The following is a 14120-nucleotide window of genomic DNA, read 5'->3' as shown; positions in this document are numbered from 1 at the left end:
ATCGCATATCAATTTTTATTCTTTTCCAACGCACAAAGAATCTAAGTTAAAAGGATAATTCATGAGTAAACCGATAGTCGCAATAGTTGGCCGTCCCAATGTAGGGAAATCAACACTTTTCAATCGCCTTGTCGGCCACAGACGGGCGATTGTAGATGATATGCCGGGAGTGACCAGGGACAGGAATTATGCCACGGTCAATAAATATGAGGTGCCGTTCATCCTGGTCGATACCGGCGGGTTTGAACCGGTCACCGAAGATCGCCTGTTGCAGCAGATGCGGGAGCAGTCGCAGCTGGCAATGGAGGAGGCCGATGTCATCTTTTTCGTCATGGACGGCAGGGAAGGCTTGACTCCTGCCGATCGAGAGGTTGCGGGGATGCTGCGCAAGGTGAACAAGCCGGTCTTTTACCTGGTGAACAAAATAGACGGGGAAAAGCTGGAGCTTGCCTCGTCTGATTTCTATTCACTCGGAATAGACTCGATGCACACCATCTCAGCCGAGCACAATCGTGGCATCAATGATCTGATTGAAGAGCTGATGGGCATTCTCCCTCATTCACCGGCAGATGATGAGGATGAGATAACGAAAATCGCCGTGGTCGGCCGGCCCAATGTCGGCAAGTCTTCGCTGGTAAACAAGCTGCTCGGCTTTGAGCGGTCGGTGGCCAATCCGACTGCCGGCACAACGCGAGACTCGATTGATACGCACTTCACCTGCAATAAAAAGCGCTATCTCCTGATCGACACTGCCGGAATCAGGCGTAAGGGGAAGACCACCGAGAAGCTTGAAAAATACAGCGTAGTCGACTCGCTGCGGAGCATCGAACGGGGCGATGTGGTTCTCATCGTCATCAATGCTGAGGACGGGGTTACCGAACAGGACTCCAAAATTGCCGGTTACGCCTATGAGGCCGGAAAAGCTTGTATCTTCGTGGTTAATAAGTGGGATGCGCTGCAGAAAGACAATGCAAGCGTCGGCAGGTTTGTCGATCGCATAAGAACAGAATTCAAGTATCTCCCGTTCGCTCCGATTATCTTTGTATCTGCTGTAACCGGGCAAAGGGTTCCTAAAATCATCCAGGAAGTAGACAAGGTGATGACCCAGTATGCCCGCAGGGTAACCACCTCGGATCTTAACAAGGTCTTCACTGAGGCTACTGAGGCCAAGCATGCTCCCTTGGCAAGCGGCAGACGTGTTAAGTTTTATTTCGCGACCCAGGTCGGGACCAAGCCGCCGACCTTTGTAATTTTTACCAACCAGCCGGAAGGAATTCATTTCTCTTATGAGAGATACCTGGCAAACCGTTTCCGGGAGGCGTTTGGCTTCGAAGGTACGCCGATCAGGCTGCTTTTCAGGGGAAGAGAACGCAACAAGGCATAATGTCGTTGCCCATTTGTTTAGCCTAGGTTTCCGGATTATGGTCAGGCTGAGTGAATAATTTGTCAATTCTTCGTGCCCCACTTACGGAGTGCTTCACATGAGCCTCGTTGGAAACCTCAAAGACCTGGGGTTGGCCGAAATACTCCAGATTGTCAGCCTGAGCCGAAAATCCGGCGTCTTGGGGATCAGGTGCGACGAGCAGGAAGCCAACATCGTTTTCAGGCAGGGGCAGGTGGTCAAGGCTACCTCAACGACTTACCCTGTTGATCTTGCCGAAGCCCTTCTGGCAAGAGGTTTTGTGGAAAAAAATGCTTTGGAGCTTGCTAAATCCCGTCAGCAGGCTGAGGGGTTCAGCCGCAGGCTTGGCGATATCCTGATCCAAGAGCGGATCGTCGAGGCTGCTCTTCTCGAAGAGCTTGTCCATGAACAGGTGGAGCAGATCGTTTACTCTCTCTTTAGCTGGGAAGAGGGAACATTTGATTTCGACCTGCAGGATAATCTCGATACCGTTGATGATATCCGAACTGACCCGCTGCAGTTTATCCTGGTTAAGGGATTCAATGCTCAGTTTCTCGCAATGGAGGGGTCGCGCATCCTGGATGAACACAGGCATGCATCAGCCAAGGGCGAGAAGACCGGCGTTACCGCAGCAGCGAATGACAACGTCGATTTTGAATTTGACCTGGTGCAGGAGTCCGGCAGCGCAACAACTCATGAAGCAACGGAATCGGGCCAACATCAGGAGAGTTCGCCCGCCCTGCCTTTATTATTGGTCGATGACGACGAATTGATCAGAAAGTCTCTCGCAGATGCCTTGGAGAAGAATGGTTATAGCGTCACCTGCTTTGCAAAAGGCGAGGATGCTTTGATTTCCATTGATTCTCTCTGTCGCGAAGGGCTCACTCCTCTACTTCTTCAGGATCTCATCATGCCGAGGATGGACGGGTCAGGCCTATTAGGTGGACTTGAGCTTCTGGAACTTGTCCATTCAAATTTCCCTGAACTTAAGGTGCTGGTCATGACCGATCGGCATGATGTCACAGCGGAGCGCAAAATTGCCGCTATGAAGTATTCGCTGATCATGAAGCCGTCAACTCAGGAATTGTCCGAAGACTCGACTATCTTACGGTTCAGTGACCGCCTTTTGCAGAGTCTCACTGAACTGCGCTCCGGAGAGGTGAAGAGTGTATCGGATTCATTCAATATCGGCGATGAACTCAGGAGAGAAATGGGAGAGGATTCAGCAGCCCCGCTTGCAGCGCCTCAAAGCACCGGGATCTCTCTTCTAAGGGGCATGTTGGAGGAGTTGAACGATCCGGCGCTTGGTGGAGGGATAATTCTTCTGGTGCTCAGATTTGCCGCGGAGTTCATGGCCAGGGCTGTTATCTTTATTGTCAAGGAAGATGAAATCGTCGGCCTTGGCCAGTTTGGTATTGATGACGGCGAGCAGTCCGGCGATATGAGGGTCCGGTCCATGAAAGTTCCTATAAAGGAGCGGACCGTTTTCAGCGAGGTTGTTGAATCGCAACTTCCTGTTAAACTGCAAATGGATGATAGCCAGTGGTGTAACTATCTGAAGGAGCATCTCGGCGGCAACCCGACAGAGGCTTTCATGGGACCTATTGTAAGCGAGGGGAAAGTGGTTGCGGTCCTCTATGGGGATAACGGCTTTGATCCACGACCGATCGGCGATACCGATTCTCTGGAAATATTCCTTTCTCAGGCAGGTATTGCCATGGAAAAGGCGTTGTTGCAACGAAGATTGAAAGAAAAGCATTTGGAGGGGATGTGAAAAAGGTTCTGATTGCCGAAGATTCGCCTACAATGCGATCGCTGATAATTTCTACCATTGAGGCGCTTGACGGTTATGAAACAGTTGAAGCTGCCAACGGTTTCGAGGCGCTTCGCCTTCTACCTCGTGAAAAAGTCGATCTGGTGATAACAGATATAAACATGCCCGACATCAATGGTCTTGAGTTGATACGTTATATCCGGAACAATGAGAATTACGGAGCGATACCGCTCTTTATTATTTCCACGGAAAGCAGTGAGAAGGATCTTGCCAAAGGTTTGGCTCTCGGAGCGAATGAGTATTTGATTAAGCCGTTTGACCCTTCTCAGCTTCAAACCCTATTGAAAAAATATCTGGGCTGAGCCCGTTTCCAAGGAGTGACATACATACAATGTCAGGCGCAGGAGACACAATAGGCAAGGCAGTCAAGGATTTCCTTGCGGAAGCTGAAGAGATTGTCGACCAGCTGAATAACGATCTGGTCAACCTGGGGGACTGTGCTGATTCAGGTGATTGCAACCCAGACCTTCTCAACTCGATATTCCGTGGAGCCCACTCTTTGAAAGGGCTGGCCGGTATCTTCGGTTTCGGGGAAATCGGAGAGTTGGCCCATAACATGGAGAACCTGTTGGACTCCCTCCGCCTTGGGAAAATCAGTATTAATCCGTCGATCATGAATGTCCTTTTTGACTCCATGGATCTTCTCGGAAATCTGGTCAGAGGCGCCGGAGATGGCCAGGTTGATGGGGGTGGGATTCCGGCAATGGTTGCCAGGATCAATTCCTGTGCTAATACAAGCCAGCAACGTGCCGATGAATCTCCGCTGTCATCATTGGGGCTGTCTGACTCAGTGCTCAATGCTCTTACCGAGTACGAAGAGCATCGACTCGTAGAGAATGTTAAGAAAGGGAAGTCGATCTTCTCCCTGGTTGCCTCATTTAGCTTGACTACTTTTGACCAGGAATTGGGTGATCTTACCGACCTGCTGAAAAAGGAAGGCGAGGTTATCAGCACTCTTCCAAGCGTTGGCAGCGGTAATAGCGGCGGTATAGATTTCGAAATCCTTTTTGGTACGACCAGGAACAGTAGTGAACTGGCTGCAATTATTGATCGACCGGGAGTCTCCCTTACTCTTCTTGGCGGCGCCTCCTCAGTAGCAATGCCGGTTGTCCCGACGCCTGTACGTTATGAAGAACCGCCTACTGAAACGGTTGTACCGGTTCAGCTGAATAATGAAGCCGGCATGACCGCCAAGAGCATGAGCCGAATGGTCAGGGTCGATATCCTGAAGCTTGACGAATTGATGAATATCGTAGGCGAACTGGTATTGTCCCATTCGACAATTAGTGAGCTTGTCGGCAAGGTTCGTGGCAGCGGCTATTCCACCTTGGCGATCGAATTGGGCAAGGCGGCAAAAGGGCTGCAGCGCAAGCTGAATGAACTGCAAAAAGGGGTCATGGAAATCCGGATGATCCCTGTCGGGCAGCTTTATGAGAAGATGTCCCGCATTGTGCGAAAGATAGCCAGGGAGCAGGGTAAAAAGATCGATCTTCGCCTGTTCGGGGCTGATACGGAACTGGATAAACTGATCATTGAAGATATTTCGGACCCGATGATGCACATTATCAGGAATTCCATTGATCATGGCATCGAACCCTCTGCCGAGAGGATACGGCTCGGTAAGGATGAAAAAGGGGTTATACGGCTTTCGTCATACCAGAAAGGGAACCACGTTGTTATTGAAGTGGAGGATGATGGCCGAGGGATAGACGTTGAAAAGGTCAAGAATAAGGCTGTTGAGAAAGGGCTGATCCAGAAAGGGGAGGTCCTTTCGGAAAGGGAAGCCCTTGAGTTGATCTTTCTCCCAGGGTTCTCAACCAGCGAAAAAGTGACCGATGTTTCCGGCCGCGGTGTCGGCATGGATGTCGTGCGCAACAATATCGCTGCAGTTTCGGGGATGGTTGACATTGAGACCCGTCCCGGTCTTGGGAGCAAGGTAATCATTACCTTGCCGATAACTCTTGCCATAATCAAGGCGCTTATCATCAGTGTCGCCGGACGTACCTATGCAATGCCGATCACCTCTGTACTAGAAACCATCTTGGTAGAAAACACGGAAATTCTGACGGTTGAACGAAAGGAGGTCATACAGCTACGGGACATGACCTTGCCGCTTATTCGGCTGTCAGAGGTTTTTGAACTCAATGATAGGAGCGCAACCCCTGAACTGTTCTATGTGGTCGTCGTAGGCGTGGCGGAAAAGCGGCTGGGTATAGTTGTCGATGACCTTATCGGCCAGCAGGATATTGTCATCAAGTCTATCGGCGAGACCTTCAAACGCTTCAAGGGAATATCAGGTGCCGCGGATCTTGGCGACCAACGGACGATTCTGGTTCTGGACGTGGGCGGGATTATCGCTGAGTCGACACGAGGGAGTATTTGAGGGTTATGATTCATGTATAGGGAGTTCTACGGATTTACTGAAAAGCCTTTCAGTAAGACTCCAGACCCGCGCTATCTTTATCTGAGCAGAGGTCACAGGGAGGCTTTGGCTCGTCTCAAATATGTTCTTGAGGAAAAGGAGTTTGCCATACTGACCGGCGAAATCGGCTGTGGCAAGACCACTATTTCACGTGCACTCATGGACACAATGGGAGAGTCGTATCGGTTTTGCTTTGTGCTCAACCCCAGGCTTACCCCCATGGAGTTTTTACGGACCGTCGCCAGGAGCCTCTGCTGCGATCTCCCGGCAACGAGCAAGGAAGACCTGCTGCAGGAGATGACGGATTCCCTTTATCGCCTTCACTGCGAAGGGCTCAGTCCAGTTCTTGTGATCGATGAGGCCCAGTTGATCCCGGATCGGGATGTGTATGACGAGATTCGGCTGCTTACCAATTTTCAGCTCGATGACCGGAATCTCCTCAGCGTTATCCTGATGGGGCAGCCGGAACTGCGCACCATCCTCGCTGCACCCCAGTACGAGCCGTTCAGGCAAAGAGTGGCGATCAATTATCACCTGAAGCCACTGACCCTGGAAGAGACTCAGGAGTACCTTGATTTTCGCATGGAGATTGCCGGTGGCTATCCCGGATTGTTCACTCCGGATGCGGTGCAGAAAATTTACGAATTCTCCGGCGGTGTTCCCCGGATGATTAATTTGGTGGCAACAAACGCTCTGCTTGAAGGGTTCGGCAGGGAGCAGTCTTTTATCGATGCCGAGCTGGTGGAGTCACTTCGGAGTGAGTTGATACATTCATAGCAGAAAGCAGTATTTCGGGTGTCTATCCATGAATCTTGCTGAAATAAGAAAAAAAGCTAATCGTGATCGTGATGAAGCAGCCAACACGCCTGTTCGCGGCGATGCGTCTGTTGCCGAGGTCTACCAAGCGACAGAGGTGAATATCCCGGAACGCGATGCGGTCCGGATTGATCTGCATGTTGATGATGAGCCGGATCTGGAGCCGGCAGACGATGTCGCCGGAACTGTCGCTTTTGCTAGTGCGTTTTTAAATAGTTCTATAGAAGAGGAGCCTGAACCGAGAGAAACAATCGTAGTTCCGCCACCGATCAAAGCCCCGGCGATTCCTGCATCCGCTGCCATGGAGTATTCCGCTTCTCTTGCTGAACCTGTCGCGCCTGTCAAGCCGGATGGGGCTGCGTCGGCTGTTTCAGCGCCTGAGTCGGAGGATCATCAGGATCATCATTTCGACCCGCTGGCGATTCTTCTGGCAGGCCGCGCTTCGTCGGGGTTTGGAGATGAGCTGGTCCTGTCATCCGATGAGATTTCTGAGGCAGATGTCTTGGATTATCAGGAATTTCTCTGCTTTCGGGTATGCACCGAGCAATATGCAATCAACATTATGGAGATCAAGGAGATAATCAAGCCAAGGGAGATTACCGAAGTGCCGCGGGTTCCCGAATTTATCTCCGGTGTGCTTTCCTTGAGGGGGATAATCATCCCGGTATTCAACATGGGAATGAGGCTCCATCTTGAACCGGTTGCTGCAGGTACCAAGGAGCGGATTATTGTTGTCAGTAAAGGAGAAGAGCTGTTCGGCATCCAGGTGGACGAGGTACTCCAAGTTGTCAGGATTCCGGAAGGTGGTATTGAGCAGCCTCCTGCTGTGCTGGAAGGGATAGATCGTGATTTTGTCCAGGGAATAGGGCGTCATCCCAGCGGCATGCTGATACTGCTGAACTTGGCCAGTATTCTTGATGTCTCTCTTTACTGAAAGGAAGATGAGATGGTGGTGAAGCGGAACAGGATCTTGATTGTTGAAGATGAAGAGAGTCTTTTGAAGCTGGAGAGCATACTGCTCTCTTCAAAAGGCTACAAAGTTGTCGGTGTTGCTGACGGGGTTGCCGCCATTGAAGAAATCTTCAGTAATATTCCGGATCTCGTTATTTTGGATGTGATGCTTCCCGGAATCGATGGTTTTGAAGTATGCCGCAGAATCAAAGAAGATCCGGCCACCAGCAAGATCCCGGTAATCATGTTGACGGCGAGAAAAAACACTCAGGACATGGATCGCGGTTTGCAGTCCGGGGCCGATGCCTATATTACCAAACCGTTCAAGTCGGCCCAGTTGATAGGAACAATTGAGCGCATTCTTTCCAATGCTGTCGGGTAGGGGATTCAATGTATCGTGAAATTCAGGAAATACAGGTAGCCTGTTTTCGCTTAGGCGACGATCTTTATGCAATTGATATCATGCGCATCAAAGAGATAATCCGGCCCCTGAAGCTTACTTGCCTCCCCAAATTCCCAGATTTTGTCGAGGGAATTATCAACCTGAGAGGGATTGTAATGCCGGTTGTCGATCTCAGAAAGCGCTTTGGTCTTCCTGAGTTAGAGACTACATCGAATACCCGTCTCCTGATTGTTAATCTGGCAGGACAGGTTCTTGCGCTGGTGGTGGACGAAGTTACCGAGGTGGTCACTGTTGCAGTCAAGGATATCAAGCCTCCACCTAACCTGGGTGAAGGGATTGGCACCGAATATCTGCTTGGGGTTTGTTTGGTGAAGCAGGAAATGATCATGTTACTCAATATTGACAAGCTGCTCTCAACGCATGAGGCCCGAGAGCTCGGCAAGATTAATGGCGGTCTCAAGGAGGCGTGAGCGGATATGCAGATTGTTTGTCCAAATTGCAAGTCACGTTTCAATTTTGACGAGACACGAATCGAGTCCCAGGGGGTCAAGCTTCGCTGTGGCCAGTGCAAGGCTGTGTTCAAAATTACACGAAAAACCGGTGATGCCGAATCTGTTCCTCCGGCAGTGACCCCCAAATCCAAACTGTTTGTTGCCAATGAAAGCCCGGCATTCTGCGCTGCTGTTCAGCAGGTACTCGCCGCGGAACCGTTTGAGGTGATTGCATTCAATGACGGGTTGGAAGCGATGCGCGCCATTGAGCTGCACAAACCTGCGGCAGTCCTGCTCGATGTAGCATTGCCCTCAATGTACGGATTTGAGATCTGCGAGGCGGTGCGCCGCAATGCCGACCTTGATCAGGTCAAACTGATACTGGTTGCCTCTATTTACGATAAGACCAAGTACAAGCGGACTCCGTCATCACTCTATGGCGCTGATGCTTATATTGAAAAGCATCACATCCCGGATTCTCTTGCCGCGCTTGTTAAGAAGCTTGTGCGGAATGGCGAAGGTCTGATACCGGAAGAGCTCTCAGGGAAAGGCGGCGCAGACGGAGCCTTGCCAGAACCCGGTTGCAAAGAGGAGGACAATCCTGGCGATGAGCTTACGAGAACAGCTCTCAGGCAGGATGAAGAGCTGACAACAACGATACCTGCAGCGCCGGATGCCAATGTGCCATCAGAAGAGCTTTCTGCCGCAACCGTCAAGGCAAAACGGCTGGCACGCATCATTGTATCAGATATCCTGCTCTATAATCAGGACAAGGTATTGGACGGCATAAGAAGCGGCACTTTTTACGAATTGTTAAAAGATGAGATAAGGGAAGGAAAAGCACTTTACGCGCGTCGTGTTCCGCATGAAGTTTCAAATGGCAACGCTTTTCTGGATGAAGCCTTTGAACAGCTGATCTCCAGCAAGCGCAATGAGATCGGGATATAACTGTTGGAGTTACCATGGACAAGGAAAATGGTTTCTTGCAATCCCTGAGGCAACTGTTCCGATCACCGGAAGAAGAACAACGACGAGTTGCCGTGTCTTCTCTTATCAAGTTTCCTTTTGCCGATATCAAGGAACTATTGTACGAGGCGATGGGGGACGAGAGCTGGAGAGTTCGTAAAGAGGCGCTTGAAGTGCTTTCCCGCCATCAGGCGGAAGATTGTGTCGTCGAGGATATGGTGGTACTGCTCAGGGCCAGCGATAATGCCGGTCTGAGGAACTCGGCATGCGAGGCATTGGAGAAATTTGGTGAAAGGTCGGTGCCGGTACTGTGCAATCATATTGATGACAAAGACTCGGATGTCAGAAAGTTCGTCATTGATGTGCTTGGGAACATTGGTTCGCAGGAACCGGTTCCGCTTTTGGTAAAGGCGCTGAGAGACAGCGACCCGAATGTTTCCGCAGCTGCTGCTGAAAATCTCGGGAAAATAGCTGATCCCCGGGCGGTTCCTGACTTGGTGTCGGCCCTCGACCGCTCAAATATTTCACTATGTTATACGGTTCTCGAAGCCTTGGGGAGGATTGGGCAGCCGGTGCCTATCGATGCCGTCATCTCTCTTGCCGACGAGTCGTTGCTGAAAAAACCGCTGATCGACTGCCTGGGTGCAATTGGCGATGTCGAGGTGGTACCGTTTTTAATCGAGGGGTTGCACGAGAAAGCAAAGCATGTCAGGGCTGCAGCTGCATCATCTCTGCTCATGATCCGGGCTGGAGTTTCTGAAAGCATTGCCTGCCAAGCGATTGATATCCCTTTAAGGAAACTTGCCGGGACGGCATTTTCGCGCGATCTGATAAGCCTGATTTCTGAAACGGACAAGCATCTGACTGAACCGCTGGTTAAAATTCTCGGGTTATTGGGTGATCCCGCTTCGGTAATGTTGCTTCTTGACGGGTGTCGCGACGACAGGCTTCGTGGGGTATGTCTCAATGCCTTTAAAGAAATTGGAGAAGAAGGGTTAAACGCCCTCATCGCCGAGTATCCGGCAGCGGATGATGAACAAAAGTGCTACATTACTTATATCTGCGGTGAATTGGGGTGCCAGTCTAGTGCTGGTATATTGCGGTCAGGCATGCTTAGCAGGACCCATATGCTTAGACGTGTTGCCGTAGTAGCTGCCGGGAACATCGGCACTGCCGAAATAATACCTGATATCGAGCCATTGCTCGATGATGATGAACTCGATGTTCGAGTTGGCGCTGTTGAGTCTCTCGCCCGGCTTGTTGCCAAGGATCGTGAGTCAGTGGAGCGGATCGCCGTTACCTTGTCGGCATCTCCAGCTCCGGAAAAAAGGCGCAGCTCGACTACCCTGTTTACGGCCTTAAAGCTGACGGAACGCCTGGCTCGCCTGGTAAAGGACGAAGATGCAAATGTCAGGACAGCTGCGGTGTTCTCTCTAGCGGAACTGAAAGATCCAAACAGTATTAATCATCTGGTTATGGCTCTTGTGGATGAGGAACCTAATGTAAGAATGGCTGCTGCCGGGGCTTTGGGTGAATTCAGCGGAGAGTATTCGGCCCGTTCTCTTATGCTGGCCCTGAAGGATCAGAACCATTGGGTAAAATGTGCGGCACTGCGAAGTATCGGTTCGTTGCGTATCGCAGAGGCCGAACCAGCCATCGCTGAGCTTGCCGCTGAATCAGAGGGGATTGTTTTGATTGCCGCTCTCAAGACGATGCTTGAGATTAACGGTGAAGCTGCAAGGCAGCTATGTATAAGAGCTCTAGAACACAAAGACGATGAGATTGTAAAGTCTGCCATTGAGATTCTCATGAATATCGATGACAGTTGGCTGGATGAGCAATCAGACCGGCTGTTGTTTCATGAGCAGTGGGACATCCGCAGTATTTTTATCAAGGCACTTGCCGAAGCTCGTGGTGCCAAGGCACTCCCTCTGCTAAAGACTGCTTTTGACAGAGAGACTGATGATCTCGTCAAACGGCAACTACTGGACCTTATTGGCGAGTTCTCATGATTTTTGGCTCTGATCCCGAATACCAGATGTCCGATGAAGAGTTCCGGCTTATTAGGGATCTGGTTTACAATCACTGCGGGATGTTCTTTGCCCCGGATGCAAAGTACTTGCTAGAGAAACGCCTTTCTTCGCGGTTGGCTTTTCACAATTTGGCAAGTTATAAGGATTATTATCTCCTTCTAAAGTACGACATCAGAAAAGATCAGGAAATGTCTGACTTGATGGATGTCCTTACTACCAATGAGACCTACTTTTTCAGAGAAGCATTTCAGCTGAAAGCATTTACCGACGAGATCATCCCAGAGATTGTTGAAGCAAAGCTGAAAAAGGGGGACCGCTCTCTAAGAATCTGGAGTGCTGGCTGTTCGACAGGAGAAGAGCCTTACACAATCGCAATGTTGCTGCTTGAGAACAGTATGCTCAAGGGGTGGCGGATCGAGATAATCGGCACTGACATCAGTCATAGAGTTCTGCAACAGGCCAGGAAAGGAGTTTATGGTAAGAGTTCCTTCAGGGCAACCGACGCGGCATATGTGGGCCGCTACTTTGAGGAGCAGGAAGGCGGAAGTTATCGGCTCTCAGATAATCTTCGTGAACTGGTCACCATCAGCCAGCTGAACCTGTTCGATCAAAACCGCCTGGCCCTTCTTGGGAGGATGGATATCATCTTCTGCAGGAACGTAATCATTTACTTTGACCAGCTTGCCAAGAAAAAGGTTGTAGAGACTTTTTGCCAATCGCTTTATCCTGGCGGGTTTCTGTTACTGGGTCATTCAGAGTCACTGATGAACATAACCACCCTCTTCACCCTCAGGCATCTGAAAAACGACATGGTTTATCAGAAGCCTTTGACTGCCGGAGGGGGCCTGTGAGACCTATCAGGGTTGTTGTTATCGATGATTCGGCCTACAATCGTCGTACTATAACTAAAATGCTGCAAGAGATTGAAAACGTAGAGGTTGTGGGGTATGCCTCCAATGGAGAAGAGGGGTTGAGGCGCATTATTGACCTTCGCCCCGACCTGATCACTCTTGATCTTGAAATGCCGAGGATGGACGGATTTACGATGCTGAGGATAATGATGAACTCGTGTCCGACGCCGACAATCGTCATCAGTGCCAAGAGTGAGGATGAAAGGGTATTCAAGGCTCTGGAACTCGGAGCCGCTGATTTCATCGCCAAACCAACTAGTTCAATTTCGGAAGAGATCATCACCATAAAGGAGGATCTCTTTGCAAAAGTCCGGAACGTTTTCAACCTGAATATTTCCAGGCTCAGGCGTCACGACGAAACACAACAGGCAGATGAAGAGGCTGGCGGGTTTGACCTGTATATGCCGCTGAAGCCTGAACTTATTTCGCGGTTTGATGTTTTGGCTATCGGCTCTTCAACTGGCGGTCCTCCTGCGTTGCAGGCGGTATTTGCTTCATTGCCCGTCGAGATTCCTTTTGGTGTTGCGGTAGCACAACATATGCCTGCCGGATTTACCAAGGCCTTTGCCGAGAGGTTGAACAGGACTTTTTCGTTCGAGATAATAGAGGCTAGCGATGGCGACTATGTACGGCCTAACCGCATTTTTATTGCGCCGGGCGGAAAGAATATGATTTTTCAGAAGCTTTCTGATGGGGTTGTTGCCCGGATTGTGAAGCCGGATGACGGTGACCGGTATACTCCATCAGTTGATGCTATGTTTTCCTCATTGGCTGCGATTTATGGACCAAAGCTGCTTTCTGTGGTCTTGACCGGCATGGGTAACGATGGCAGTAAAGGGGTGCTAGATGTCAAAGCCGCCGGTGGCGAGGTGCTGGCAGAAGCAGAGGACTCTGCGGTTGTCTTTGGCATGCCCCGCGAGGCGATAGCAACCGGGGTGGTTACGTCGGTTGCCCCAATAGAACTCATGGGGAGAGAGATTGCACTACAGAGCGGTTTGTTGATGTATTCTGCCTGAGACTTTTCAGCTATTTTGATAGGAGTATTGCTATGCCACTGGATGACGACAAAGGTATCCTCAACAGGGCTGATGAATTCATGCAGGTATTCAAGAAGGGGGCCGAATTCACCCAGGAACTACTGCGCGAAAACGAGCGGCTCCGGTTTCGTATTCTCGAAATGGAAAATATCCACAGTGCTTCACCTGCAGCTCAAGCGGACTCTGGAGAAACCATGCGTCTCATGCAGCGTATCTCAGAGCTCGAGAGCGAAAAAACCGAGATTCTTGAGAGGATCAGGCAGATAGAGGAGGAGAATAAGGACTTTGCAAACCGATACGTCGAGATTGAGTCCGAGAATAACAACCTCGCCAATCTGTACATTGCAAGCTATCAACTCCATTCAACTCTGGATTTCCCGGAAGTGCTGCAGATCATCATCGAAATTGTAATTAATCTGATCGGCGCTGAGAACTTTGCCATAATGCTTCTTGATGAGAAGACCAGCATGCTCGAGGCGGTAGCATCTGAAGGTGTAGATCGGGAAGATGTTCCCAAGGTCCATATGGGGGAAGGGGTTATCGGCGATGTGGCAAAGACCGGTGATAATTACTTTGTGCCGGATCTTGATCTTTACGAAATGAATATGAACAGCCCTATGGTTTGCATCCCATTAAAAATAAAAGAGCAATGTATAGGTGTTCTGGTAATATACAAGTTGCTCATGCAGAAAAAAGCATTTGCCGATGTTGATTTCGAGCTTTTTACCCTGCTGGCAGGCCATGCAGCCACGGCAATTTTCAGCTCCAGGCTTTATTCGGATTCGGAGCGGAAGCTGAACACTATTCAGGGATTCCTTGATTTACTAACAAAATAGAGTTATATACAGTACTCC

At 50.1% G+C, this 14120-nt stretch carries 13 protein-coding genes; all 13 read left to right on the top strand.

Features of this window, described 5'->3' with window-relative positions:
• Nucleotides 1-61 precede the first annotated feature (61 nt).
• The 13 genes from der (at nt 62) to KI809_RS01575 (ending at nt 14102) form a co-directional block, all read left to right on the top strand.
• Nucleotides 62-1384, top strand: coding sequence for a ribosome biogenesis GTPase Der (gene der, locus KI809_RS01635; protein ID WP_214169768.1), 1323 nt, complete (start codon nt 62-64; stop codon nt 1382-1384).
• A 97-nt stretch (nt 1385-1481) separates the two neighbouring features.
• Nucleotides 1482-3176 carry a DUF4388 domain-containing protein gene (locus KI809_RS01630; protein WP_214169767.1) on the top strand — a complete coding sequence of 565 codons (1695 nt, stop codon included), beginning with the start codon at nt 1482-1484 and terminating at the stop codon, nt 3174-3176.
• The gene (locus tag KI809_RS01625; protein ID WP_214169766.1) at nt 3173-3538 is read left to right on the top strand and encodes a response regulator; all 366 of its coding nucleotides are present in this window, start codon (nt 3173-3175) and stop codon (nt 3536-3538) included. Before KI809_RS01630 ends, KI809_RS01625 begins: the two co-directional genes overlap by 4 nt.
• A 29-nt stretch (nt 3539-3567) precedes the next feature.
• Nucleotides 3568-5619, top strand: coding sequence for a chemotaxis protein CheA (locus KI809_RS01620; RefSeq protein ID WP_214169765.1), 2052 nt, complete (start codon nt 3568-3570; stop codon nt 5617-5619).
• A 12-nt stretch (nt 5620-5631) separates the two neighbouring features.
• Entirely contained in the window at nt 5632-6435 is an 804-nt protein-coding gene (locus KI809_RS01615; RefSeq protein ID WP_214169764.1) for an ExeA family protein, read from the top strand.
• 28 nt (nt 6436-6463) lie between these two features.
• Nucleotides 6464-7408 carry a chemotaxis protein CheW gene (locus KI809_RS01610; RefSeq protein ID WP_246559110.1) on the top strand — a complete coding sequence of 315 codons (945 nt, stop codon included), beginning with the start codon at nt 6464-6466 and terminating at the stop codon, nt 7406-7408.
• A 12-nt stretch (nt 7409-7420) separates the two neighbouring features.
• Nucleotides 7421-7807: a response regulator transcription factor gene (locus KI809_RS01605; RefSeq protein WP_246559108.1), complete on the top strand. Its 387-nt coding sequence runs from the start codon at nt 7421-7423 to the stop codon at nt 7805-7807.
• 8 nt (nt 7808-7815) lie between these two features.
• Entirely contained in the window at nt 7816-8298 is a 483-nt protein-coding gene (locus tag KI809_RS01600; RefSeq protein WP_214169763.1) for a chemotaxis protein CheW, read from the top strand.
• 6 nt (nt 8299-8304) lie between these two features.
• Nucleotides 8305-9267 carry a response regulator gene (locus KI809_RS01595; protein ID WP_214169762.1) on the top strand — a complete coding sequence of 321 codons (963 nt, stop codon included), beginning with the start codon at nt 8305-8307 and terminating at the stop codon, nt 9265-9267.
• 14 nt (nt 9268-9281) lie between these two features.
• Nucleotides 9282-11297 carry a HEAT repeat domain-containing protein gene (locus tag KI809_RS01590; protein ID WP_214169761.1) on the top strand — a complete coding sequence of 672 codons (2016 nt, stop codon included), beginning with the start codon at nt 9282-9284 and terminating at the stop codon, nt 11295-11297.
• A complete protein-coding gene (locus tag KI809_RS01585) occupies nt 11297-12169 on the top strand; it encodes a CheR family methyltransferase (protein ID WP_337833278.1) in 873 nt (290 codons plus the stop codon). The genes KI809_RS01590 and KI809_RS01585 overlap by 1 nt, the downstream gene beginning before the upstream one ends.
• On the top strand, nt 12166-13245 hold the full coding sequence (cheB, locus tag KI809_RS01580; protein ID WP_214169760.1) for a chemotaxis-specific protein-glutamate methyltransferase CheB: 1080 nt from the start codon (nt 12166-12168) through the stop codon (nt 13243-13245). Before KI809_RS01585 ends, cheB begins: the two co-directional genes overlap by 4 nt.
• A gap of 32 nt (nt 13246-13277) precedes the next feature.
• On the top strand, nt 13278-14102 hold the full coding sequence (locus tag KI809_RS01575; protein WP_214169759.1) for a GAF domain-containing protein: 825 nt from the start codon (nt 13278-13280) through the stop codon (nt 14100-14102).
• Nucleotides 14103-14120 lie beyond the last annotated feature (18 nt).

Origin of the sequence: Geoanaerobacter pelophilus (genome assembly GCF_018476885.1) — a bacterium.
Taxonomy (GTDB): domain Bacteria; phylum Desulfobacterota; class Desulfuromonadia; order Geobacterales; family DSM-12255; genus Geoanaerobacter; species Geoanaerobacter pelophilus.
Note: the sequence above shows the minus strand (reverse complement) of the source record. Positions and strands in the feature narration are given on the sequence as shown.

What these genes read in the sequence shown, in the direction of transcription:
- KI809_RS01620 (WP_214169765.1), top strand. Translation starts at nt 3,568, where the DNA reads ATGTCAGGCGCAGGAGACACAATAGGCAAGGCAGTCAAGGATTTCCTT.
- KI809_RS01610 (WP_246559110.1), top strand. Translation starts at nt 6,464, where the DNA reads ATGAATCTTGCTGAAATAAGAAAAAAAGCTAATCGTGATCGTGATGAA.
- KI809_RS01615 (WP_214169764.1), top strand. Translation starts at nt 5,632, where the DNA reads ATGTATAGGGAGTTCTACGGATTTACTGAAAAGCCTTTCAGTAAGACT.
- KI809_RS01630 (WP_214169767.1), top strand. Translation starts at nt 1,482, where the DNA reads ATGAGCCTCGTTGGAAACCTCAAAGACCTGGGGTTGGCCGAAATACTC.
- der (WP_214169768.1), top strand. Translation starts at nt 62, where the DNA reads ATGAGTAAACCGATAGTCGCAATAGTTGGCCGTCCCAATGTAGGGAAA.
- KI809_RS01600 (WP_214169763.1), top strand. Translation starts at nt 7,816, where the DNA reads ATGTATCGTGAAATTCAGGAAATACAGGTAGCCTGTTTTCGCTTAGGC.
- KI809_RS01605 (WP_246559108.1), top strand. Translation starts at nt 7,421, where the DNA reads ATGGTGGTGAAGCGGAACAGGATCTTGATTGTTGAAGATGAAGAGAGT.
- KI809_RS01595 (WP_214169762.1), top strand. Translation starts at nt 8,305, where the DNA reads ATGCAGATTGTTTGTCCAAATTGCAAGTCACGTTTCAATTTTGACGAG.
- KI809_RS01590 (WP_214169761.1), top strand. Translation starts at nt 9,282, where the DNA reads ATGGACAAGGAAAATGGTTTCTTGCAATCCCTGAGGCAACTGTTCCGA.
- KI809_RS01575 (WP_214169759.1), top strand. Translation starts at nt 13,278, where the DNA reads ATGCCACTGGATGACGACAAAGGTATCCTCAACAGGGCTGATGAATTC.